General features: G+C 35.7%; 23 protein-coding genes. 8 read left to right on the top strand and 15 right to left on the bottom strand.

The features are described from left to right. Positions 1-42 precede the first annotated feature (42 nt). Positions 43-888 (top strand): aminotransferase class IV, encoded by an 846-nt coding sequence (locus AO058_RS13295; RefSeq protein ID WP_075327022.1) that lies wholly within the window; start codon positions 43-45, stop codon positions 886-888. Here AO058_RS13295 and AO058_RS13290 read toward each other — a convergent pair. The 5 genes from AO058_RS13290 to AO058_RS13270 all read right to left on the bottom strand — a co-directional run bounded on the left by AO058_RS13290 (position 885) and on the right by AO058_RS13270 (position 5,414). Next, the gene (locus AO058_RS13290) at positions 885-1,445 is read right to left on the bottom strand and encodes a YqgE/AlgH family protein (RefSeq protein WP_075327021.1); all 561 of its coding nucleotides are present in this window, start codon (positions 1,443-1,445) and stop codon (positions 885-887) included. The genes AO058_RS13295 and AO058_RS13290 overlap by 4 nt on opposite strands. Before the next feature lie 120 nt (positions 1,446-1,565). Then, a complete protein-coding gene (locus tag AO058_RS13285) occupies positions 1,566-1,838 on the bottom strand; it encodes an HU family DNA-binding protein (RefSeq protein ID WP_006990442.1) in 273 nt (90 codons plus the stop codon). Between the two features lie 185 nt (positions 1,839-2,023). After that, on the bottom strand, positions 2,024-2,971 hold the full coding sequence (fmt, locus tag AO058_RS13280; protein WP_075327020.1) for a methionyl-tRNA formyltransferase: 948 nt from the start codon (positions 2,969-2,971) through the stop codon (positions 2,024-2,026). Continuing rightward, positions 2,971-4,872 (bottom strand): RecQ family ATP-dependent DNA helicase, encoded by a 1,902-nt coding sequence (locus AO058_RS13275; protein WP_075327019.1) that lies wholly within the window; start codon positions 4,870-4,872, stop codon positions 2,971-2,973. Before AO058_RS13275 ends, fmt begins: the two co-directional genes overlap by 1 nt. A gap of 5 nt (positions 4,873-4,877) precedes the next feature. Further along, positions 4,878-5,414 (bottom strand): AAA family ATPase, encoded by a 537-nt coding sequence (locus AO058_RS13270; protein ID WP_075327018.1) that lies wholly within the window; start codon positions 5,412-5,414, stop codon positions 4,878-4,880. Between the two features lie 84 nt (positions 5,415-5,498). Between AO058_RS13270 and AO058_RS13265 the strand changes: the two genes are divergently transcribed. From AO058_RS13265 to murA, 3 genes are all read left to right on the top strand, one after another. Next, the gene (locus tag AO058_RS13265; RefSeq protein ID WP_075327017.1) at positions 5,499-5,792 is read left to right on the top strand and encodes a DUF493 family protein; all 294 of its coding nucleotides are present in this window, start codon (positions 5,499-5,501) and stop codon (positions 5,790-5,792) included. Between the two features lie 277 nt (positions 5,793-6,069). Continuing rightward, a complete protein-coding gene (locus AO058_RS13260; RefSeq protein ID WP_075327016.1) occupies positions 6,070-6,717 on the top strand; it encodes a DUF4290 domain-containing protein in 648 nt (215 codons plus the stop codon). A gap of 16 nt (positions 6,718-6,733) precedes the next feature. Next, on the top strand, positions 6,734-8,047 hold the full coding sequence (gene murA, locus AO058_RS13255) for a UDP-N-acetylglucosamine 1-carboxyvinyltransferase (protein WP_075327015.1): 1,314 nt from the start codon (positions 6,734-6,736) through the stop codon (positions 8,045-8,047). A 109-nt stretch (positions 8,048-8,156) separates the two neighbouring features. Here murA and AO058_RS13250 read toward each other — a convergent pair whose 3' ends face one another. Continuing rightward, positions 8,157-9,617, bottom strand: a complete 1,461-nt coding sequence (locus AO058_RS13250; protein ID WP_075327014.1) for a nicotinate-nucleotide adenylyltransferase — start codon at positions 9,615-9,617, stop codon at positions 8,157-8,159. 105 nt (positions 9,618-9,722) lie between these two features. Here AO058_RS13250 and AO058_RS13245 point away from each other — a divergent pair, with 105 nt between their 5' ends. Together AO058_RS13245 and AO058_RS13240 are read left to right on the top strand one after the other, a co-directional pair. Beyond that, positions 9,723-10,484: an MBL fold metallo-hydrolase gene (locus AO058_RS13245; protein WP_075327013.1), complete on the top strand. Its 762-nt coding sequence runs from the start codon at positions 9,723-9,725 to the stop codon at positions 10,482-10,484. Position 10,485: 1 nt separating this feature from the next. After that, a complete protein-coding gene (locus AO058_RS13240; protein WP_075327012.1) occupies positions 10,486-10,986 on the top strand; it encodes a hypothetical protein in 501 nt (166 codons plus the stop codon). Here AO058_RS13240 and AO058_RS13235 read toward each other — a convergent pair. The 9 genes from AO058_RS13235 to AO058_RS13195 all read right to left on the bottom strand — a co-directional run bounded on the left by AO058_RS13235 (position 10,983) and on the right by AO058_RS13195 (position 21,849). After that, complete coding sequence (locus AO058_RS13235) at positions 10,983-11,642, bottom strand: alpha/beta hydrolase (RefSeq protein WP_075327011.1); 660 nt, start codon at positions 11,640-11,642, stop codon at positions 10,983-10,985. The two genes, AO058_RS13240 and AO058_RS13235, sit on opposite strands and share 4 nt — an antisense overlap. Continuing rightward, positions 11,643-11,969 carry a DUF4870 domain-containing protein gene (locus AO058_RS13230; RefSeq protein ID WP_075327010.1) on the bottom strand — a complete coding sequence of 109 codons (327 nt, stop codon included), beginning with the start codon at positions 11,967-11,969 and terminating at the stop codon, positions 11,643-11,645. A 44-nt stretch (positions 11,970-12,013) separates the two neighbouring features. After that, entirely contained in the window at positions 12,014-13,264 is a 1,251-nt protein-coding gene (locus tag AO058_RS13225) for a dihydroorotase (protein WP_075327009.1), read from the bottom strand. 54 nt (positions 13,265-13,318) lie between these two features. Beyond that, complete coding sequence (locus AO058_RS13220) at positions 13,319-15,244, bottom strand: BatA domain-containing protein (RefSeq protein ID WP_075327008.1); 1,926 nt, start codon at positions 15,242-15,244, stop codon at positions 13,319-13,321. Positions 15,245-15,287: 43 nt separating this feature from the next. Further along, entirely contained in the window at positions 15,288-16,490 is a 1,203-nt protein-coding gene (locus AO058_RS13215; RefSeq protein WP_075327007.1) for a sensor histidine kinase, read from the bottom strand. Between the two features lie 65 nt (positions 16,491-16,555). After that, positions 16,556-17,767: a sensor histidine kinase gene (locus AO058_RS13210; protein ID WP_075327006.1), complete on the bottom strand. Its 1,212-nt coding sequence runs from the start codon at positions 17,765-17,767 to the stop codon at positions 16,556-16,558. Positions 17,768-17,828: 61 nt separating this feature from the next. Further along, positions 17,829-18,593 (bottom strand): TIGR02757 family protein, encoded by a 765-nt coding sequence (locus tag AO058_RS13205; protein ID WP_075327005.1) that lies wholly within the window; start codon positions 18,591-18,593, stop codon positions 17,829-17,831. 5 nt (positions 18,594-18,598) lie between these two features. After that, on the bottom strand, positions 18,599-19,273 hold the full coding sequence (locus AO058_RS13200) for an ABC transporter ATP-binding protein (protein WP_075327004.1): 675 nt from the start codon (positions 19,271-19,273) through the stop codon (positions 18,599-18,601). A 137-nt stretch (positions 19,274-19,410) separates the two neighbouring features. Then, a complete protein-coding gene (locus tag AO058_RS13195) occupies positions 19,411-21,849 on the bottom strand; it encodes a DUF5916 domain-containing protein (RefSeq protein ID WP_075327003.1) in 2,439 nt (812 codons plus the stop codon). Between the two features lie 135 nt (positions 21,850-21,984). On the opposite strand from AO058_RS13195, the gene msrA reads away from it, so the two are divergent. Both msrA and folE read left to right on the top strand, forming a co-directional pair. Beyond that, the gene (gene msrA / locus AO058_RS13190) at positions 21,985-22,527 is read left to right on the top strand and encodes a peptide-methionine (S)-S-oxide reductase MsrA (protein WP_075327002.1); all 543 of its coding nucleotides are present in this window, start codon (positions 21,985-21,987) and stop codon (positions 22,525-22,527) included. 7 nt (positions 22,528-22,534) lie between these two features. Beyond that, on the top strand, positions 22,535-23,131 hold the full coding sequence (gene folE / locus AO058_RS13185) for a GTP cyclohydrolase I FolE (RefSeq protein WP_075327001.1): 597 nt from the start codon (positions 22,535-22,537) through the stop codon (positions 23,129-23,131). Positions 23,132-23,169: the final 38 nt, after the last annotated feature.

The raw sequence follows: 23,169 nt of genomic DNA, 5'->3' as shown, positions 1-23,169 counted from the left end.
GATAAATATTACCTTTGCCCCGTTCTAAAACGGGGCTTTTTTATGATAAATCTAGACGGAAATTTAGTAAAAGATAAGCAGGCATCAATTTCGGTAACCAATCGGGGATTTGCCTATGGAGATGCGGTGTTTGAAACCATTCGTGTAATTAGCGGAAAAATAATGTTTTGGGAAGATCATTATTTTAGGCTTATGGCTTCTATGCGCATTATGCGTATGGAAATTCCTGCTAATTTTTCACCTGAATTTCTTGAAGAAGAGATTCTTGACCTGGTAAAAGAAAATGGTTTAGATACTACAGCAGCGCGTGTAAAATTTTCGGCTTACCGCAAAGAAGGAGGTTATTATAAACCAGCAACGCGGGAAATAGGATTCATTATCACTGCTAAAGAACTTTCTGATGCTTTTTATTTACTGAATGAAGACGATTATGAAGTAGAACTTTTTAAAGATCACTACGTAACCAGCGGATTATTTTCTACTATAAAATCAAATAACCGCGCCATAAATGTCCTGGGAAGTATTTTTGCTTCAGAAAATGGATATGAAAACTGTTTTTTGATCAATGAAAAAAAGAATGTGGTTGAAGCCTTAAATGGTAATTTATTCCTTGTAAAAGGAGATAAAATAAAAACGCCACCACTTACCGATGGAGCTTTAAATGGAATTACCCGGAAGAAATTACTAGAAATTATTAAAACCCTTCCCGATTTAACTTTAGAAGAAACTTCAATTTCTCCTTTTGAACTTCAAAAAGCTGATGAGTTGTTTATAACCAATGTAATTACAGGAATCCAACCGGTAACAAAATATCGTAAAAAGAAGTTTGGAAATAAAGTAGCTAAAGACCTGCTTTCAAAATTAAACGTAAAAGCAAGATTGGGTTAGTTATAACTGGGATTTTCTGGTGCATTAGACCATAAAATATATTCCCCGCCAAGTTGCATCATTTTATCTTTCCAAAAGGAATGGTATGGACGTTCTATAATGTCTTTAGGATTTTCGTTGGTAGTTACAATCCAGGCGTGTGAACTTAATTCTTCATCTAATTGATTGGCATCCCAACCGGAATATCCTAAAAAGAACCGTATTTCTTTTTCACTAATTAATTTTTGATTAATTAGTTCTGTAACCACATCAAAATTACCGCCCCAATAAATGCCATTGGCAATTTCTACACTTTGGGGAATAAGATCTGGTATTTTATGAATAAAGTAAAGATTGTCCTGCTCTACCGGGCCACCGTTGTAGATTTTAAAATTAGAAGAAAGATCAGGTACAAGGTCTTTTAAAGTAAAATCTAGTGCTTTATTAAGTATAAAACCCACAGAACCCGCTTCAGAATGATCGGCAAGCAAAACCACAGAGCGGTTAAATGCCACATCTCCAATTATTGATGGTTCTGCTACCAATAGATGGCCTTTGGTTGGTTTTAAAGCGATCATTTTAGCATGTTTTTATCTAAACTACTATTAATTTAAAAAAAATCAAATTAAAACTTAAATTATTTTCATTAAAAAAGCCTCTCTTATGAGAGGCTTTCAATGTTTTACTAATATAAATTATTAGTTTACAGCTTTTTGTAAATCTGCACCGGCCTTAAATTTCACTACATTTTTAGCAGCAATTTTAATGGTTTTTCCGGTTTGTGGGTTTCTTCCTTCACGGGCAGCTCTTTTAGAAACTGACCAAGATCCAAATCCTACTAAAGAAACACGATCTCCTTTTTTAAGAGATTTTTCTACGTTTTCCAGGAAAGATTCTAAGGCTTTTTTTGCTGCTGCTTTTGAGATTCCAGCGTTTTCAGCCATTGCATCAATTAAATCTGTTTTGTTCATAATTTGAATTTTAAATAAATTGTTGGTTAAACATTCTGTTAAATTGCTTTACAAATTTATATGGAATTCTCGGCCGTGCAAGTAATATCAAGGGAAATGCAGAATATTGTTAATAAGTCGGCCATTTTGTTAATAAACAAGTATAAATTTAGTTGATTTTTATCCGTTTCAGTAACCATAAGGCCTTAGCGGAATTTTGACCCTTCCGTAAAATCATATCCGTTTAAAAGTGATTTTACATCCATTTTTCGCTTTCCGGGAAGTTGTAATTCTTCAATTATTAGATAACCGCCCTCTGTTGCTACCTTCAGCTTTTTATCTTCAACCAAAATACAGCCATTTTCTAAAGAATGACTGGCAATTTCTTTTTTACAATGGTAGATCTTTACTTTTTCTTCTTTATTATCGTTCAACAAAATACTCCAGGCGGCCGGGTAAGGGTTTAAGCCTCGAATTAAATTATAAATTTGATCTAAAGAATCGTCCCAATTAATTTTTGTGTTCTCCCTATTTAATTTTGGGGCGTCTTTTAATATTTCATTAAAGGGTTGTGGAGTGGGAGTGAGGTTGCCATTTTCTATAAGTTCAAGTGTTTCTACCACCAAACCCGAGCCAAGTTCCAGTAATTTATCGTGCAATTCACCAACACTTTCTTCGGGAGCAATATCAATTTCCTTCTGAAGTATCATCGCACCGGTATCAATCTTTTCATCAAGAAAAAATGTTGAAACCCCGGTTTTTGTTTCATTATTAATTATAGCCCAGTTTATAGGAGCGGCACCACGATATTGAGGCAGGAGGGAAGCATGAAGATTGAAGGTTCCAAATTTAGGCAAATCCCAAACAACTTTTGGTAACATTCTAAAAGCCACAACTACCTGTACATTTGGTTCAAGAGCTTTTAATTCTTCAATAAAAGTTTGATCTTTTAAATTAGTAGGTTGCAAAACCTTTAAACCTTTGCTCACCGCAAATTTTTTCACCGGACTTTCCTGTAATTTTCTTCCTCTTCCAGCGGGTTTATCGGGGGCTGTTATTACGCCAACTACATTATAATTGGCGTTTAATATACTTTCCAGGCTGGCCACAGCAAAATCTGGCGTGCCCATAAATACTATTTTTAATGATCTCATCATCTATTTATTTGGTAAACATTCCCGTTTTTTCGAGAAATTAATTCTTTGTCTATTAATAATCGTAAAACTTCTAAAACCTGATCTTCGGGATAATTAATGGCCTCGGTGAGCTGCCGCGAAGAAGCGTTAGAGGTTTTTAAAATGTTTATTATTTCTTTATAAATCGCATTTTTAAGCTCTCTGGTTAAAGGCGCAGCTTGTTTTTGGCAAACCGAACAAATTCCGCAGTTTTCTACTTTTTTCTCTCCAAAATATGCGAGTAATTGCTTGCTTCGGCAAATCTTCTCATTCTCCAGATAAGCCAAAACCGAATCTATTTTTTCTTTTTTAGACTGGTTATGTTGCTTTATATATGTCGCCAACGGAAAAATAACCAAATCGTCTTCCCGTGGAACCAAAAATAAAACGGTTGCATCGTGTTCTGCAAAAACGTATTCCAGCACCTGGTCTTTTTCCAGCTCCTGAAGAAATTTTAGCGCTTTGTCTTGCTCTATATTAGATTTTTTACAAATCGAAGCCAGGTCTATCGCTGTTTTATTTTCCAGAATTCCACCGTAGGTTCTTAATAGCGCTTTTACAAAATTTTCGTATTTCTGATTTTGCTCTAGATAATACTGAAGTTGCTTTCCAGAAATGATAAAATGAATACTGGTTCTTTTATGAAATTCCTTTGATAGTTTTAGAACGCTGCATCTATCTAAAAGCTGAAGCACCTCGTAAGTTTTAGAAAATGGAAGTTCGTATTGGGCACAAAATTTAGAAAAACTAAAATTATGTTCGGTTTCCTCCCCTTCACCGTAGGCTATCCTGAAATAGGTATTAAGCTTTTTATAAACCAGTTTTACATCTTCCAGTTGGGGTAAATTAGCGAGAAACTGATTTTTTAAAACCGGGATGTCGCTCTTATTAGTTAAAATTGTTGCATCTGCTTTTGCTCCATCTCTCCCTGCGCGTCCGGCTTCCTGGAAATAGCTTTCTAAAGATTCTGGTAAATTTAAATGAATTACCTGCCTAACATCTGGCTTATCTATTCCCATCCCAAAAGCAGTGGTAGCCACCATAATATGATGCTTATTCTCTAGCCAGCTGGTAAGCTTTTTTGTTTTTTCTTTAGGTTGTAATCCCCCGTGGAAGGCATCAGCTTTGTAGCCTTTTTTGATCAATAAATCAGCTATTTCCAGACTGGCTTTTCGGCTTCGAACATATATTATCGCAGCCTCATTTTTATTATTCAGAAGTTGAAATAATCTATAATATTTATCTTCAGCCATTAAGACATTATAGGCAATATTTGAACGATAAAAAGAATCTTTTAGAACTTCAATATCTACCAGTTCCAATTCTTTTACAATGTCTTTCACCACCGCCGGGGTTGCTGTTGCTGTAAGTGCAATGAAAGGTGTTTCTGGTTTTAAATCTTTTAAGAGTGAAATATTTCTATATGCTGGTCTAAAGTCGTGGCCCCATTGCGAAATACAATGTGCTTCATCTACCGCGATTAGATTTACATTCATCAACTTAATGCGTTCCTGTACCAGGTCTTGTTGGAGTCTCTCAGGAGAAAGATAGAGGAATTTATAATTTCCGTAAATACAATTATCAAGCGCTGCATCCAGGTCGCGGTAAGCCATTCCGCCGGTTAATGCCATTGCTTTTATTCCTTTTTGCTGAAGCGCATTTACCTGATCTTCCATTAATGCAACTAACGGGGATATTACAATACATATTCCGTCTTTAATTAATGCAGGTACCTGGAAGCAAAGTGACTTCCCACCTCCGGTTGGCATTAGCGCCAGTACATTTTTTTTCTCCAGGAGTTTTTCTATAACAGGTTCCTGCAGCGGCCTGAAAGACGAGTGTCCCCAGTATTTTTTTAATATGTAATGTGCATCCTGCAAATAGCTTATTCAATTTTATTTAAAATGAACTGAGTTCTTTCAATAATAGAGGTTTTAGGAACTTCAATAGGGGTATAACCGTAAGTTTTGTAGGTTTCAAAGAGATACTTAGAGATTAAGCTAGCTTCTTTAAAAGACTCGTAACGCTCGTTATCGCTTTGGTAAATTTCTTCCCAGGGCGGTAAAAAGAATATTTTATCATAAGAATATTCTTTACAGGTATTGGTAAAATAAGTAGAATATTCGGTTTTAAAATAATCCATATAAGCCAATACATCTGGAAGGCCACGGTCTATAAAAATGGTTGAAGCCGGTAGCATATCGGCCTCACGATGCTGAATTTTTCGACCTTCCAGTAATTTTTCACTAAAAAGTACGGGTTTATCAAGAAATAATTGGTCTATACCCTGTTTTTGGGCTTCTAAAGTTACCTGCCTGGAAATTTCATGAAGACATTCATGTCCATGTTTTTCCAACTGGCGTATTATAGAAGATTTTCCGGTACCGGGGCCACCGGTAATTACTATTTTCTGTTTTTTCACGCTGCAAATTTCGACATTTGAAATTGATTATAAAAATGTATGCAATCCATGTATCTTTGCAGCCTAAAATTAAGTTAGAAAATTATGAGTGGAGCGAAAGATCAGGAAGAGTTTTATAACAAATTAAGAGCGCAATTACAGGATACATCTCTTTGGCCATCTGAATATTTATATAAATTTATAGTTCCTGCAAAATCGAACCAGGTGAAAATTATTGAGGAGATCTTCAATAATATGGGAGCTGTTATTACTACCAGGAAGTCTAAAAAAGGAACTTATATAAGTACATCGGTAAATGTGCGAATGAAGAATCCCGATGCTGTAATTGAAAAATATAAAGAAGTGGCAGAAAAAGTAGAGGGTGTAATCTCTCTTTAATCCTTTCAGAAGGGAGGAATTAGAAAAAAGGCTGACCGCAAATTGTAAAAAATTATCTTCTGAATTATCTTCCCCGAAACTGTAGATTTTTTAATTTTTCAAAAATTTTATCTATCCCGATAATATTTAGTATTTTGCAGCGAATAACTTCTACAGTAAATTACCTCTGGGGGAAGCCTATGAGGCATTAAAGGGAAGATTTTTTTGATTTTGAGCCTGGCCTCAAAGTATTTAAGTCTCGATTATCGAGTAAAGTATCATCTTATAAATTTCAATTTTGACACACGCATTAGAATATAACTCCGAAAGGAGACACTTAATTATTCCCGAATACGGGAGACATCTTCAAAAAATGGTAGAAGAAGCCATTGAAATTGAAGATGATAAAGAACGAAACCAGGTAGCAAAGTCTATTATTGCCGTAATGGGTAATATGCAACCGCATCTTCGCGATGTACCCGATTTTCAACATAAATTATGGGATCAATTATTTATAATTAGTGATTTTAAGCTTGATGTAGAATCACCTTTTCCAAAACCAACCCGGGAAATGCTGGAAGAGCGTCCTGAAATGTTAGGTTATCCTCAAAACTTTCCGAAATATCGTTTCTACGGAAATAATATTAACCGAATGATTAATGAGGTTAAAGATTGGGAAGAAGGTCCTTTAAAAGAAGGTTTGGTTTTGACGATAGCCAACCATATGAAAAAATCTTACCTTAATTGGAATCGTGATACTGTAGAAGATGAGATAATTTTTGAACATCTTCGGGAACTTAGCGGCGGGAAAATTAATTTAAAAAATGCCGATGAAGATCTTAGTGATGCTTCAAGCCTTATTAGAAATAAGAAGAAGCACACCGGTAAAAACAATAATCCTAAAAAATCCAACCGCAAAGGTGGAGGTGGCCGCAAGCGCTACTAAATAATATTTTACTTTCATGGGAACTTTCCAAATTGAAGGCGGGCAGCAACTTAGTGGCGAAATTCAGCCACAGGGAGCCAAAAACGAAGCCCTGCAAATTCTATGTGCCGTATTATTAACTTCAGATGAAGTTGTGATTAATAATATTCCAGATATCCTGGATGTGAATAAATTAATTCAGCTTCTTGAAAATCTTGGAGTAAAGATTAAAAAACTTGGAAAAGGAAGTTATTCTTTTAAAAGTGATGATCTGGATCTAGATTATCTAAGTAGTGACCAGTTTAAAAAAGACGGTAGTGGTTTACGAGGATCAATTATGATTGTGGGACCATTACTGGCAAGATTCGGTAAGGGATTTGTTCCGAAACCGGGTGGCGATAAAATTGGTAGAAGAAGGCTGGATACGCATTTTGAAGGTTTTATTAAACTAGGTGCTAAATTTAGATACAATAAAGAAGAACGTTTTTACGGCGTAGAAGCTCCAAACGGATTGAAAGGCAGTTATATGCTTTTGGAAGAAGCTTCGGTAACCGGTACGGCAAATATTGTAATGGCAGCTGTTCTTGCTGAAGGAACTACTACTATTTATAACGCCGCTTGTGAACCTTATTTACAGCAACTTTGCAATATGCTGAATTCAATGGGCGCAAAAATTAGTGGCGTAGGTTCTAACCTTTTAACTATTGAAGGTGTAGATTCCTTAAAAGGTTGCGAACATAGAATTCTTCCAGATATGGTTGAAATCGGTTCCTGGATTGGGATGGCGGCGATGACCAAGAGTGAACTTACCATTAAAAATGTAAACTGGGACATGTTGGGGATTATTCCAACAACTTTTAGAAAATTAGGAATCACCATAGAACGCAAAGGAGACGATATTTTTATTCCTGCGCACACCAATGGCTACGAGGTTCAGAGTTTTATAGATGGTTCTATAATGAATATTAGCGATGCTCCCTGGCCAGGTTTTACGCCAGATTTATTGAGTATTATTCTGGTGGTTGCTACTCAGGCTCGTGGAAGTGTACTTATTCACCAAAAAATGTTTGAAAGTAGATTATTCTTTGTGGATAAACTGATAGATATGGGAGCGAAGATTATTCTTTGTGATCCGCACCGGGCTACGGTAATTGGGCACGACTTTCAATCGCAGTTAAAAGCTACCACAATGACTTCTCCAGATATTAGGGCCGGAATTTCCTTATTAATTGCCGCACTTTCAGCAAAAGGAACTTCTACCATACACAATATTGAACAAATAGACAGAGGTTACGAAAATATAGATGAACGTCTTAAAGCACTTGGCGCTAAAATAGAGCGTGTAGCTTAAAGCTTTTGCAAAGAAAAACCCTGGATCCTAAAATAAATTCAGGATGACTAATAAATAAAAAATCCAGATGATTAATTCATCTGGATTTTTTTGTTAGAATTTTATGAAACTAAACTTCAGTTTCAGCTTTTTTCTTGTTTTCTTTATAATGGAAAAGGTTATTTTCCTTAATCATTTTCGTGGTTTTTTCAGGCAACATATCTTCCCAGCCTTCTTTTCCTTCACTAATCATTTGTAAAACTTCTCTTGAATAAACATCCAGAATTTCAGGATTGTAATTCTCAATATCTTCAACTCTACCATTATACTTAAAGAATTTATACAATTCTTTCATTCTAGGATGAACTTTTAAGTTATCGCTGGTAGTAATTTCTCCGGTTTCTGGATCTTTAAGCGGGTAGAGGTAAACCTTAAGGTCTTTAAAGAATAATTTACCAAAAGCTTCCAGAATACCACCGCTTAGATGCCTATAATATTTCTCATCAAACACATCTACCAGGTTATTTACACCCATAGTTAAGCCCATTCTTTGCTTAGAATATCTTGAGAAGTATTCAACTACACGATAATATTCCTGGAAATTGGAAATCATTACGGTTTGTCCCAGGGAGCATAAAAGTTTTGCCCGGTCCATAAAATCGCGTTCATCAATTTCACCTTCGGCCCTTAGGTTAGAAAGGGTGATTTCAAAAATAACTTCTGTATTTTCTTTTTCTACCTTGCTTTCTTTCAGGAATAATTCCAGCGAACGCTCATACATATCCATGTTAACCTTAGTTACCGGTCTAAAACTTCCGCGCAGCGCAAGGATATTCTTTTTGTAAAGTATTTTAGCAGGAAGTACGTTGTTACCATCTGGAGCAAACATAACGGCATCTGTCATTCCGTTTTTAACCAGCTGTAAGCTCATTAAACGGTTGTCTACACCTTCAAATCGTGGTCCGCTAAAATTTATGGTATCAATTTCTATTTGATCTTTGTCTATATGATCGTAGAGGTAACGTAAAAGTTTCTTAGGATTATCATATTTATAATAAGCTCCATATATAAGATTTACGCCCAGTATTCCAAGGGTGTTTTGCTGGTGGCGGGCATCGTTTTCGTGAAATCTTACGTGCAGGCTAATCTCGTTATAATCTTCTTCCGGACTTACCTGATATCTAATTCCTACCCAACCGTGGCCTTTATATTTTTTTGCAAAATCTATAGTAGCAACGGTATTAGCGTAACTAAAAAAAAGTTTATTTGGGTGTTTTTCACGGGAAATGCGTTGCTCAATCAAGCCAATTTCATGGGAAAGCATCTTTTTTAACCGTGCCTCGGTTACATATCTCCTGTCATTTTCCACTCCGTAGATTGCATCACTAAAATCTTTATCGTAGGCACTCATGGCTTTTGCGATAGTACCGGAGGCGCCACCGGCTCTAAAAAAATTTCTTACCGTTTCCTGGCCGGCACCAATTTCAGAAAAAGTTCCGTAGATATTTTCATTTAAATTAATGCGAAGTGCTTTGCTTTTAATTGAAGGAACATTTTCAAATTCCTTATCGCCCATTATTGTAATTGGCATAATTTTTCTTTTATGTGTGGTTTCTTTTTTGCTTAATCCAAAGGTACTAAAATCGGTAAGGTATTGAAAAAAAATATCTTTACTTTTGCCTAAAACATAGAATTCTTGGAAGTAATATTTTTAGGTACAGGCACCTCACAGGGAATCCCTATTATAGGTAGTAAACACCCGGTTTGCCTTAGTGATAATCCCAAAGATAAACGCTTGCGGGTATCGGTTTTGGTAAAATGGGAAGAATATAATATTCTAGTAGATTGCGGTCCTGATTTTAGGATGCAAATGCTGGCAAACCCTGTAGAAAGCCTTGATGCCATTTTATATACCCACGAACATAACGATCATACTGCAGGTTTAGATGATATTAGGCCTTTTTTCTTCCGCCAGGGCGATATACCGGTTTTTGCTCATAAAAGAGTGCTGGAATCTCTTAGAAAACGATTTGAATATATATTTACTTCAACAAATAAATATCCCGGGGCGCCAGGGGTACAGGAGAACGAAATTGTAAATGAAGCTTTTCACTTCAAAGATTTAAAAATTACTCCTATAAATTATATGCATAACCGCTTACAGGTTTTTGGATTTAGGCTTAAAGATTTCGCTTATCTAACAGATCTTAAGTCTATTGAAGAAGAAGAAGTTCAAAAACTGGATGGCGTAAAGGTGTTGGTAGTAACCGCTTTAAGAATAGAGCCGCACCATTCTCACTTAAACCTCGAGGAAGCCTTAGAATTTATAGCAAGAGTTAAGCCCGAAAGAGCCTATTTAACCCATATTAGTCATTTACTGGGCTTTCATGATAAAGTGCAGCAGCAACTTCCCGAAAATGTATTCGTGGCCTACGATAACCTAAAAATCACCATTTAAGATGCGTAAAAATTTATTACTTTACCTTTTTATCTTTTCACTTTTGTTTACCATTTTTATTTATGTGAACGATAAAAAGATTCTTGATGCCCGCGATGCTGAAATTCAAAAATTGAAAGCCGAAGTAGAACGCCTGGAATTAGAGAATGAATCTGCAGCTGCTTTAAACCAAAATGAAAGTTATTTTTCTTTGATGGATAACGAAGATGCTATGACTTATTTTGAAAATAAGGGAATTGAAGCTGAAGATGTTCGTGAAGCTATAGAAAATGAATTAATGAACCAGAATAAGGTAGATGTTGATAATTCTTATGTTCCATTTGACGGGATGGAAGGTAATATGCATATCAACAAAATCAAGGTTTTAAACCATAAGTGGGTTATTGCCGATTTTACCGATGGCACTTACTGGGGAGAAGTATTTTTCACCTATTTTATTGATGAAAACGGAAAGCCCGAGCTAATTGCCGAAAAGTCTTTTATCTACCCGGCAGCCAATTAAATTCGCTTTTTAAGCCATTCTCTTAATTCAAAGAAATTTTGTGGCGCTACCCCGTGACCTACAGGAAATTCTGAATAACTGTTTTCAATATTAAGTTTATCCAGAACAGGTTTGGTTTTTCTAGCCCATTCTACAGGAATCACCTGGTCTTGAGAACCGTGCGAACAATAAAATGATAGTTTAGAAAAATCATTTTTCTCAAATCCAGGTTTTATAATTTCTTTATTTATATAACCGCTAAGAGCGACAATATTTTTAACCTTTTCAGGATAGGAGAGGGCTACCGCATAACTTAAAATACTACCCTGGCTAAAGCCTAAAAGAGTAACATTTTCCGCATCTAAATTATAGGCTTCAATCGCTTCATCTATAAAACCTGTAATTTTCTCCCGGGATTCTTTGGCCTGCTCATCGTCGCTAAATTTTCCATTCTGGTTATCCCAGTGAATCGCGTACCAGGCGTTACCGTAAGGTTGCATCGCGTGAGGTGCTTTTACCGAAATCACGAATAATTCATCGGGTAATTCTTCAGCAAAAGAGAAAAGATCGTTTTCATCACTTCCATAGCCGTGAAGCATAATGAGCAATGGGGTCTTTTCAGTTTGGGTTTTCGGTTTTCTTATAAGGTGGTGGAGAGAAAGTTCTTTGGTATTCATTTAATTTATTGTACTAAACCATTTTTGAAAATATGCGCCTAAAATTGGCACTTCTTTTTGTTCGCCCTGAATTGCGGTCACCAGGCCATAAATACCCAAAACCGCAATAAAAATATAAAAGGCAGATGAAATTAACCAGCTGTCAAATAATCCAACCAACACTCCTAAAACATAGAAAGTGACATGGATGCCAAAAGCCTGCCTAATATGAAATGAAGCAAACGGATTTTTATTTTCGTTGTTCATAAAATAGGCTATAATGGTGCCAATAATCGTGAGATAGGCAACTATAGCTGGGGTTTTTCCTTCTTCGGCAACTGTTTTCATAGCTGGTTTTCTAGGTTGTAAAGGTATTAAATTTATAGTGAAATCTATAAACCAAAATCTCCCGCTTTGGTAATTATTCCCAAAGCTTTTCCTTTTATTTGATGCCCTTTAAAAATACTGTTTGTTGAAGTCGAAAAAATATGGGCTTCGTTAAATTCATATTTTTCATTTGGGATAAAAAGACTAAGATCTGCAGGATTTCCTTCTTTAATTTCTATGTCTTCCAACCCAAATATTTGTTTTCCTTTAGAAAGTATTTCTATAACTTCTTCGGTAGAAAAAATTGTGCTTAATGCTCCAAAAGCAGATTCCAAACCAATACTTCCATATAAAGCATTATCAAATTCTACTTTTTTATGCTCGGTATCAATAGGAGTATGATCGCTGGTAATCATATCTATAGTTCCGTCCTTTAAGCCTTTTATGAGCGCTTTTATATCTTCTTTAGTTCTAAGCGGAGGCAAAACCTTAGCATTGGTATCAAAGTCCTGCAGTAGTTCATCGGTAAATATTAGATTATGAATAGCTACACTACAGCTAACATCCAGGCCTTTCTTTTTAGCTTCATTTATTAAGGAAACCGATTTTTTAGTAGAAATTGTAGGAATATGCAACTTCCCACCGGTGTATTCCAGAAGATATAGGTCTCGCGTAATTTGCAATTCTTCGGCTAGGTTGGGAATTCCTTTTAATCCTAACGAGGTACTGCTTTGTTCTTCGTTTACCATTCCTTTACCGGCAATACGATCTTCCTGCGGAAAAGATTGCACTAATCCGTTAAAATTTTGAGCATATTGAAGCGCGATTTTCAGCAAATTTGGATTTTTTACAGCACGTTTATAATCTCCAAAAGCTATGGCGCCTCCCTGTTTCATATCATAAAGTTCGGCTAGATCTACACCTTCACTTTTAATGGTTAAAGCTCCTGTAGGAAACATTTTAACCGGGTGATGTGCTGCTTTTGATTTTACCGAAGTAATTGCGCCATTATTGTCAAGAACCGGAAACGTATTAGGGTTTAAAGCAATACTGGTAAATCCGCTTTTTGCTGCTGTATCAAGGCCGTTAGCAATTGTTTCCCGCTCTTCAAAACCGGGTTCTCCAAAACTCACACTACTATCAAACCAGCCCCGGGAAACGTGAAGGTTTTCTTCTGAAATCACTTTATCGGCTTTGGTAGAAATATCGTTTCCAATTTTTATTATAATCCCATTCTCTATTAGAATATCCAGCTTTTTTTTGTGGTAAGCTGAGTGTTTATCTATTATTGTTGCCGATTTTAAAAGTAGTTTCATTTAGTTATGTTTTTGTCTCAATCTGTTGCTAATCCCGATTCAGTAGTAATGCGATTATTTCAAATATTTTAAAAGAAACATCTCCGCGCTTAAAAATATAAGTGCAAAAATAACAAAGCATTTCCAAAGCTCGTTGCTTTGCCCCGCGGCATTTATTTCATTAAAATAAGAGCCTATATTAGCGTGTATTTTTACGTTTTCTGTTTCCGGGGGAATATTATATTCCAATTCACTTTCGGTCCTTGGTGAGTTAAAACTTATGTAGCCCTGGTTTTCGTTTCTGTATTCCAAAGAATAATTTCCTGAAGCTATATCCAGGCCGGAAGTTAAAATCTCCAGATTATCGCCCAACGCTCGTTGCTGCGGAATAAAATCTTCGGTATCTGAAACAATATGAACAACCTCGTCTTGCTGGGTTTGAAGCGGAATATTGATCTCATTCTCTTGCCCCGTTTCGTAGTATAAATTTGGCGTTTTTAAAGCACTAAGACCTATATTATAAAAAACAGGAACAATTAATGGTGAATTTCTGAAATTTGAATTTTCAGAATTTAAGGCTGCAGAAAATAAAAACACATCATTATTTTCTATTAAAAATGCGGAATTGTCCTGAAATGAAATCACCTTATTCCCATTTTGCATATTAAAGTAGGTCTGCACCTTCGGATAATCAAAATTATCAATCCTTTCTTCAAAAACTCCGGCGAGTAAAGGATGATCAAAAGATAATTCGGTTATTAAAGTTTCCCGGGCTTTTAATTCAGAAAATCCTGGTGCATTTATTCGGTTAAGAAAGTTATTGTAAGAATTTATATCTAAGTTTTCTGCAGCAATAATTACCAGTGGAACCGCATTCTTTTGAAGGTTTAAAAGGTTAGATTCTAAAGCGCCCGAGATGGTTTCCAACTCATTTAGCACCACCAAATCTGCGGAGTTTAAACTATTAAAATCAAGTTGATCTATTTCAAAGATTTCAGTATTAAATTCAGGCGGAGTAAGGATGCGGCTAAGAAAACTGGCATCTGTATTCTGACTTATAACCGCTACATTGGCTGGTTTAAGCTTATTTAAGCTAAAAAACATTGAATTATCGTATGCCAAAGAGGCGTCTTCAATACTTATTATTCCTTTAGAAATTTCTTCTTCATTTATTTTAAAAATGGTTTCTGTTGTTTGATTTTCCTCAAAATTTACGGCGGTTTTTGCTAAAAGTTCTTCCCCATTATAGACCGAAACACTTACGGGTTCTAAAATTTCTACTGAACTGCTTAATAAGACTTTTAAACTAATTTCAGAAGCTTTGCGATTGCTTATAAAAACGGAATCTATACTGATATTCTGAGTATTTTCGGGAACTGCGGGAATTAAATGATAATTTATATTAGAAGTTTCTAATAAATCTCCAGTATTCAAATTTTGCTGAAAATCAGAAATAAAAATAAGCTCTTTATTTCCTGTAGTATTATTCAGAACTTGTTCTGCTCTTAAATTTAGCGTCTTAAATTCTGTAGAATTTTCTGCAAAATCGAGGTTTTGGAGTTCGGTGATTAATTCTTCCGCAGTAAGGTTTTTAAACTCGTTAGTATGGGTAAACAGGCTTATTTCTTTATCTTCAAGAAGATTTGTAATCAAATCCTGAATGGAGGCGGCCAGTAGTTCGCCATTTTTACCGGTGGCTTGCATACTGTAAGAATTATCTAGAAAAATAAGCTGAGCACTTTGGGCTGCATTAGGGTTTTTAGCAGGAAAATAGGGTTGAGCAAACGCCAAAATTAAAGCGGTGAGTATAAGCATTCTTGTAGCCAGTACCAACCATTTTTTTAAGCGAGAGCTCTTTCGGGTTTGGCGAATTACTTTTTTTAAGAATTTTACATTGGTAAAATCTTCCTTTTGGAAACGGCGTAGTTGAAATAAGTGAACAGCCAGCGGTATGAGTAGTAAAAACAGGGCATAAAGTAATTCCGGCTGTTTAAATTCCATAAAGCTTTAAAAAGTTTTTCAAATATATGAAATGGAATTTAAGCTAAGGCCGTTTAATTTTGAATTTAAAAGTACTGCCTTTGCCTTTTTCAGCAATTACTTCAATACTGCCGTTCATTTGTTCTATATGTTTTTTAACCGTGGCAAGGCCTATGCCACTACCGGGATTGCCGTACCTGTCTTTGGCATCTAAAGTAGCAAAAAGCTGAAAGATCTTTTCCTTATCGGTAGCAGAAATTCCAATGCCATTATCGCTAACTTCAAAACAATAATAAGTTGAAGTGGTTTTGAAATTAATATCCACTTTTCTAACTTCTGCAGTATTATATTTTAAAGCATTGCTTATTAAATTCATAAAAACCTGACTAAGCGCAGCTTTATTTATATTTTTAAGATGCCCTTTATCGGGGTAGGTGATTTCTACATCTTCTTCCAGTTTATAAAGATCTGTAATTCGCTTTAAAAGGGTAGGGAGGTGCACATCTTCATAATCTTTTTCTAAAACGTGATCGCTGCGATAAAAACTTAAAATTCCATCTACATAATTGCGAAGGGAATAAGACGATTCTACTAAAAAATCGAGATACTGCCTGCTTTGTTCATCAAGTTTTTCGTTGTTTTCGTCTTTTAGCAATTCGGTTAAGGAAATAATATTGGCGAGCGGCGATTTAATATCGTGCGAAACCAGGCTGGCAAATTTTTCCAGTTCCTTATATTTTTGCTTCAATTTTCGCTGTACGTGTTGAAGTTTGTTTTTATGTTTTCGCGATTCAAAGAGATTCATACTTTGGTTCGCTAAAGCCAGTAAAGATTTTTTCTGATCTTCATCTAACTCCCTAATTCTTGTATCAAAAATGCAGAAAACGGCTATTGCGTGGCCATTTGCATTTAATAGGGGCACACCTGCATAAAAATGATACTCACGATCGTAAATATTTCTGGCATTTTCAAATAACCCTGGATGCTCGCCGCTATTTATTATAAAGATTTCTTCGCTTGTGTGAATAGAATGCTCGCATAAAGCATTTTCCCGGGGAAGTTCAGCCAGTTGAGTACCGTAAGCCGATTTATACCAGATATTATTTTTACCAATAATACTAATTTTTGCTACTGGAACCTGGCAAATCTTTGCCGCTAGAAAAGTAAGCTGATCATAGTCTTTGTCTTCTCCCGATTTAAAAATTGCATATTCAGCAAGAGCTGCCCGACGTAATCTCTCATTTGAAGAAATTTTTTTTTGTTGCATACTTTTTTGCAATTAATACAATAATATAAAAAAAATCTTCGATTTTTGATGAAAAAGCTTACTATTTAAGCTTTTCGGCTAATAGAAAAATCAAATCTGGTACCTTTTCCCATTTCCGAATTCACTTTTAAATTTCCGCCTAAATTACCCACCAATCTTTTAACTGTAGAAAGCCCAATACCATTGCCTTTATTTCCAGAGCGATCACTTTTGGCAACGGTGGTAAAAAGTTTAAAAATATCATCTTCTTTCTCCTTTGGAATACCTATCCCATTATCCTGTATGCTGAAGTAATAAAAATCGGGGTTTTGAGAGAATCCAATATCAATAACAATCTTGGGTTTATCGTTGTATTTAAGGCTGTTTCCTAATAAGTTTAAAAAGATTTGTTCCAGGGCTGCACGGTTAGAACTAATAATGCTATTATCTTCTGGAAGGTTAATTACGCAATCTTCTGTAATATTTAAAAGGTCTATGATTTCTTCCAGCAGTTGGTGCACATCAAATTCTTCGCTGTTTGAAGCGGCAATATTATCGCTCTCATAATGATCTAAAATGCCATTTATGTAACTGCTAAGCTTTAATCCCGCTTGTTTAAGGTTTTTTAAATAATCTAAACCTTCTTCTCCAAGTTTACTACCAAATTTGGCTTTTAAAATATCTGCAGAAATAATCATATTGGCCAGTGGCATTTTCATATCGTGTGAAACCACCCCGGCAAAATCCTTGAGCATTGCATTATGTTCGTTTAATTGCTTTTTAATATTCTCCAGGTAATCGTTTTTACGTTTTAATTCCAATAGAATTTCTACCTGTTTCGCCAATGATTTTAGTGCCTTTTTTTGCTCCTGGCTTAGTTTATTCGGTTTTGTATCAATTACACAAAGAGTGCCCAAAACCATATCATCATAGTTTTTTAAAGGCATACCGGCATAATAAATTATAGGATCATTATCGGCAAGCACAAAAGGATTATCTAAAAACCGCCCATCTAATCGGGTATCTTCAATCTCCATTAGTTTCTCCGGTTCCAGAATGGCGTGACTACAGAACGAAATATCTCGTTCTGAGGTGCACATATCTGTACCGTATTTAGATTTAAACCACTGCTCGTGTTCCCCAACAAGGGAAATTAAAGAAATTGGTGTTTGGCAAATAAAAGACGCGAGTTGAGTGATATTATCAAATTCCTCTTCGGTGGGACTGTATAAAATGTTGGCGTCCTCAAGCGCTTTTAATCGTTGGCTTTCGTTATCTGGAATAGCAGGACTTAACATATATTTGAAGATTGCATTAAAACAAATTTAACAAAATTAAGTGTAACCTGTTAAACTTTTGCTAATACTTTTCGAAGACTCCTAATCCAAATAATGCAAAATCGTATTTAACGGGATCTACTGCATCTAATTTTCGTAACGCCTTATCTAATTCATTTAAAGCTTTGGCATCATTCGCTTTGCGTTTTAAGAGTTTTAATTTCCTGGCTACATTTCCAGAATGTACATCTAAAGGACAACTTAATTGCGAAGCAAGAAGGTTGTCCCAAAGACCAAAATCTACACCGGCCTGGTCTTTTCTCACCATCCACCGCAGGTACATATTTATTCGTTTTGCAGCCGAATTCTTCAGCGGATCACTTACATGTTTTTGGGTTCGTGGAGGATGCGGGATTTCAAAAAATATTTTCTTGAATTCGTGAATAGCGGGTTGAAGGGAATCTTTTTCAGCATATTGTGTAAAAACAGTTTCAATACCACCGTGGTTTAAGTAGATATTTTTTAATGCTGAAATAAAATAAATAAGATCAATATCATTAAAAGTGCGATGAACAAATCCTCTTAAACTTTCCAAATCACCCTCAGAATGATTAATAATGAAATCGTGCGGACTGTGGTCCAGCATTTCCATTAAGCGATTTGCGTTCTTGAGAATACTTTTTCGGTTTCCCCAGGCAATTGTAGCGGTAAGAAATCCGGCAATTTCAATATCCTCCTTTTTACTGAATTGATGCGGAATTTGAATAGGATCTGATTCTATAAATTCTGGCGTATTGTATTGTTCGACTTTAAAATCGAGAAAAGATTTGAGTTCACTTTTTTTCAAACTGCTTAAATTTCCTTTTTATCAATAATTTTCCCGTCCTGCATGGTTATTTTCCGGTCGGCCATATCGGCGAGTTCCTCGTTATGGGTTACAATTACAAAAGTTTGCTGAAACTCGTCCCTAAGTTTAAAGAATAATTTATGAAGGTTTTCGGCAGATTCGGTATCTAAATTTCCCGAGGGTTCATCGGCAAAAATCACCGCTGGATTATTAATTAGAGACCTTGCAACCGCAATGCGTTGTTGCTCGCCACCACTAAGTTCAGCGGGTTTATGATGTGCCCGGTTTTTAAGGCCTAAAAATCCTAAGAGTTCTTTTGCGCGTTCTTCAGCCTTTTCTTTGGACGAATTATTAATAAATGCCGGAATGCAAATATTTTCTAAGGCAGTAAATTCAGGTAATAATTGGTGAAACTGAAAGATAAACCCAATATTCTTATTCCTGAATTTAGATAAATCCCGGGACGAAAGTTTATAAATATCGGTATTGTTTATCTCAAGTGTAGAATCCTTGTTTTTTTCAGGTTTATCCAGTGTTCCCAGAATTTGAAGTAAAGTGGTTTTACCCGCTCCCGATGCGCCCACAATAGAAACAATTTCGCTTTTTTTAATATGTAGATCGAGACCTTTTAGTACGTGCAGGTCTCCGTAGTATTTATGAATATTTTTGGCTATTATCATTGTTCGCTAGATAATCGAGATTTAAAAGCTCCAGGGCTTTCCCCAGAAATTAATTTATTACTGAAAATGCCTTTTAACCTGGTTATAGAGATTTATTAGGCTCGTGAAAATTAGCCAAATTCAGCAAAACCCCCAAGCTAAGAATTGAATATGTTTTTTACCCGGTTGTAGTCTATATAATACACTATTCGTAGGCTAAAATTATGTCGCGCCGCCCTGTTGAATAAATTATCCAAACTTTGCTGAAAATCGAGATAACTTAATTCATCCTGGTTAAAAATAGAATTTCTATAGAGTAAAATAGCTTCACTGCCAGGAGCAAATTGCCAACGGTAGCTTAGATCCAGGTTCCAAATATTAAAATTAGCATCGGGATTGTAATTTTCTTCCCTGTCGTAATTTATTGAAGTTAAACTTCCATCTTCGTTTAATTTTGAAAAGCTTCCATCTTGAAACTGCGCCACAGACCAAAAATTTCTAAAACTTAAATTTAAACCCTGTTTCGTGGTGAAATTATAATTTGCCTGAAGCGAATTTTCAAAACTTTTCATATCCCTGATTCCAAAAATCACCTCTCGCGGTTGAAGGCCTACAAAGCTGGGCCGATTTATTTCGTTATCGTATTCAAAACCATAAATCACTAAAAACTTATTGTTTATACGAATTCTGGGCTCAAAAATAAAATTAAAACTTTCCCGGGAACTTTTACTAAAAGTTTGGTAAGTGCTGCGAACATCTACAGCTAACTTTTTTCTATAATCTGAAGATATCCAGCCGTTTGCCGCAATATTTGGTTGGTAGCTAATAAAAGTATTTTCCCTTCGGGGTTCAAAAAAGTCTTTAAAAGCCGAATTTATTTCAGCAAAACCTCCAAAAGCAAATCGGTCGCGGGTCATGGCAAAAATACTTACACCACCTCCTGTCGCAACGTTCACATCGGGGCGGTAACGCCGTTGGTGATTTGCATATAACTCTATGTTATATTGATTAAAAATGCCGGTGGGTTCAAAAGTTTGGTAAGAAGTATTCAGGTAAAAATTGTTGTAATTGTTTGTAAAACTTATTCCAAGATCATTAATATCATAAGTTTCGTTAGCAAATTCGTGAGAAACTCCATACCTAAGATTTCCTTTGGTTCTGTTTATTGAAAATAAAGAGGCGAAGCCGGTTTCATTTTGGCCTGGTAAATTCACATTACTCATTTTCGCTTCTCCTACAAAATTAAATGAGTTAGCTTTATTAAATACGTCAAATAGAAATCCGGTGACACTGGCATCCCTAAAATTCCCCTCCCTGGTAACATTGGTATTAATTAAACTAATAGAAGAATTTTTATTAAAACGTTGGTCAAGCACCAGGATATTATAATTGGCCAGTGGTTCTGTAATTTTTTCCCTGCTATTGCCGGTTAGGGTGTCTCTGAAAATCGCTTTAGTTTCAGCGGTAACTGCATTAAAGAAACCTACGCCCAGGCCTCTTTCGGTTCTTCCAGAAATCTTTAAAGCATTAATAAGATCGGTTCTTTCAGGATTTTCAAGAATTTCTTCATTATCGAGTTTTTCCCGCTGCGCGCTATTAAAACCAATGGGAGTATTTCCCACGCGCCGGGAATAAAAAAGATCTCCTTTTGTAAAAAGTTCTGTTCCTTCGGTAAAGAATGCGCGGTTTTCCCCAAAGATTTGTTCAAACGGGCCTAAATTTAATTCTACATCATCATACGCAACCTGGCCAAAATCTGGCACCAAAGTCATATCTAAAGTAAAGGCTTTGCTAATTCCATATTTTACATCCAGGCCGGCATTAAAATTAGTTTCAGTTTGACCATCAAATATGTCTATTTCAGCCGAAGTATATGGATAAAAGCTAAGTCGGGTAGGAGGTTCAATATTTTTAATACCTGTAAGCAAACCGGTTTGTTGACTCATTAAACCCACGGCTTTATCTACATAATTCCAGGTGTAACTTTCATTTCTATGCGAAATTTGCCTTAAAAACTGAATTCCCCATTCCTGTTCCTGTTTTTCAGGAAAACGTAATGCAGCATAAGGAATACGAACTTCGGCATACCACCCATTTTCATCTTGAGAAACTTCTGCTTCCCAAACTATATTAAACCCGAAATCCTCGTTATTTCCGGTTATTTTAGCATCGGCTCTGGTACCCGCGGCGGTAACGGCAAACCTTATTTGATTTTCACCATCGTCATAGGTATTAATATCTATTTGAAAATAATCGCTCTGCTCCAAATTATCACGTTGGGTAAACTGTTTTACAATTTTTTCCGGTCTATTTTCATATAAATATGCTGCGATATACAGCGCCTCATTAGTATAAACTACTTTCACTTCTGTATTATGACTTTGGGGAATAGGATTGCCATCACCGGAATAATACATTACAAAATTATTTGCATTGGTAAGGTTATTCCAGGCTTTATCGTCTAAGATTCCGTCAATTACCGGAGATTCCTGAATTTTTGTTGCCGTATAATTTTTACGCGGAAGACTCTCAATTTGAGCCGAAATTTGTTGAGTAAAAATGAAGAATATTAAAATTAACCGGATTTTTGCAGGCATTAATTGATAATTTGATTGAAAATAAGTTCAAATAAATCATAGTTCTCAATGCAGTCAAAACTTTGATTTAAATTCAAGTTAAACTACATCTAATTTGTTTATTATTACCTTAAATTTGCTAAACAAAATTTATCTATGAATACAGAAAATTTAGAACAGGCAACTTTGGCAGGAGGTTGTTTCTGGTGTACCGAAGCTGTTTTTCAACGTTTAAAAGGAGTAGAACAGGTACTTTCGGGATTTACCGGCGGAAATATAAAAAACCCTGCTTATCGTGAAATTATAACGGGCAGAACAGGTCACGCTGAAGCCATACAAATAAGGTTTAATCCAGAAATAACTAGTTTTCAGGATTTGCTGTATGTGTTTTTTGCCACACATGATCCTACCACATTAAATAGACAACAAAACGATGTGGGAACCCAGTACCGCAGTGCCGTTTTTTATCATTCTGAAAAACAGAAAGAAACCGCAGAAAAGGTGATTGAAGAACTGGAAGAAAAAAAGATATTTGAGAATAAAATTGTTACCGAAATAACTGCAGCAAAAGATTTTTATATTGCAGAAAAAGAGCACCAGGATTTCTATAACCAGCATAGACAGCAGCCATATTGCCAGTTTATTATAGATCCTAAAATAAAAAAACTAACTGAAGTTTTTTCAGATAAACTGAAATAATAAAAAGATGGCTTATAAATTTAAAGAAGAATATAATATTGAGGTTACTGACGGACTTCAGGAAAATTATAAAAATATCCTTGAAGGGATAGGGGAAGATATTAGCCGTGAGGGCATAGAAAACACTCCAGAACGCGCGGCAAAAGCTATGCAATTCTTAACACAGGGTTATAAAATGGATGCTAAAACCATTTTAGAAAAAGCGATGTTCAAGGAGAGCTATGATGAGATGGTGGTGGTAAAAGATATAGAATTATATTCTTTATGCGAACACCATATGTTGCCTTTTTTTGGAAAAGCTCATATTGCCTACATTCCTAACGGGCATATTGTTGGCTTAAGCAAATTACCCAGAGTGGTAGATGTTTTTGCACGCAGGCTACAGGTACAGGAGCGTTTAACGCATGATATTTTAGAATGTATAAACAACACCCTTAAACCAAAAGGAGTAGCAGTGGTTATAGAAGCCGTACATATGTGTATGATGATGCGAGGAGTGCAAAAGCAAAATAGTGCGACTACAACTTCAGGATTTAGGGGGCTATTTGAGAAGATAGAAACCAGAAATGAGTTTTTAAAACTCATTAGCTCAGATCTTAAATAACAAACTGGCACTTTATTTGCTTTATTTGGCTAAAAGCA

Origin of the sequence: Salegentibacter sp. T436 (assembly GCF_001932675.1) — a bacterium.
Lineage (GTDB): Bacteria > Bacteroidota > Bacteroidia > Flavobacteriales > Flavobacteriaceae > Salegentibacter > Salegentibacter agarivorans.
The sequence above is the reverse complement of the archived record's forward strand: the minus strand, read 5'-3'. Positions and strand labels throughout refer to the sequence as shown.

Excerpts from the sequence above, each read along its gene's own strand:
- folE (WP_075327001.1), top strand. The coding sequence starts at position 22,535 with ATGGCTTATAAATTTAAAGAAGAATATAATATTGAGGTTACTGACGGA.
- AO058_RS13200 (WP_075327004.1), bottom strand. The coding sequence starts at position 19,273 with ATGATAATAGCCAAAAATATTCATAAATACTACGGAGACCTGCACGTA.
- AO058_RS13290 (WP_075327021.1), bottom strand. The coding sequence starts at position 1,445 with ATGATCGCTTTAAAACCAACCAAAGGCCATCTATTGGTAGCAGAACCA.
- AO058_RS13265 (WP_075327017.1), top strand. The coding sequence starts at position 5,499 with ATGAGTGGAGCGAAAGATCAGGAAGAGTTTTATAACAAATTAAGAGCG.
- AO058_RS13195 (WP_075327003.1), bottom strand. The coding sequence starts at position 21,849 with ATGCCTGCAAAAATCCGGTTAATTTTAATATTCTTCATTTTTACTCAA.
- AO058_RS13225 (WP_075327009.1), bottom strand. The coding sequence starts at position 13,264 with ATGAAACTACTTTTAAAATCGGCAACAATAATAGATAAACACTCAGCT.
- AO058_RS13210 (WP_075327006.1), bottom strand. The coding sequence starts at position 17,767 with ATGTTAAGTCCTGCTATTCCAGATAACGAAAGCCAACGATTAAAAGCG.
- AO058_RS13240 (WP_075327012.1), top strand. The coding sequence starts at position 10,486 with ATGCGTAAAAATTTATTACTTTACCTTTTTATCTTTTCACTTTTGTTT.
- fmt (WP_075327020.1), bottom strand. The coding sequence starts at position 2,971 with ATGAGATCATTAAAAATAGTATTTATGGGCACGCCAGATTTTGCTGTG.
- AO058_RS13220 (WP_075327008.1), bottom strand. The coding sequence starts at position 15,244 with ATGGAATTTAAACAGCCGGAATTACTTTATGCCCTGTTTTTACTACTC.
- AO058_RS13250 (WP_075327014.1), bottom strand. The coding sequence starts at position 9,617 with ATGCCAATTACAATAATGGGCGATAAGGAATTTGAAAATGTTCCTTCA.
- AO058_RS13230 (WP_075327010.1), bottom strand. The coding sequence starts at position 11,969 with ATGAAAACAGTTGCCGAAGAAGGAAAAACCCCAGCTATAGTTGCCTAT.
- msrA (WP_075327002.1), top strand. The coding sequence starts at position 21,985 with ATGAATACAGAAAATTTAGAACAGGCAACTTTGGCAGGAGGTTGTTTC.
- AO058_RS13295 (WP_075327022.1), top strand. The coding sequence starts at position 43 with ATGATAAATCTAGACGGAAATTTAGTAAAAGATAAGCAGGCATCAATT.
- AO058_RS13235 (WP_075327011.1), bottom strand. The coding sequence starts at position 11,642 with ATGAATACCAAAGAACTTTCTCTCCACCACCTTATAAGAAAACCGAAA.
- AO058_RS13285 (WP_006990442.1), bottom strand. The coding sequence starts at position 1,838 with ATGAACAAAACAGATTTAATTGATGCAATGGCTGAAAACGCTGGAATC.
- murA (WP_075327015.1), top strand. The coding sequence starts at position 6,734 with ATGGGAACTTTCCAAATTGAAGGCGGGCAGCAACTTAGTGGCGAAATT.
- AO058_RS13215 (WP_075327007.1), bottom strand. The coding sequence starts at position 16,490 with ATGCAACAAAAAAAAATTTCTTCAAATGAGAGATTACGTCGGGCAGCT.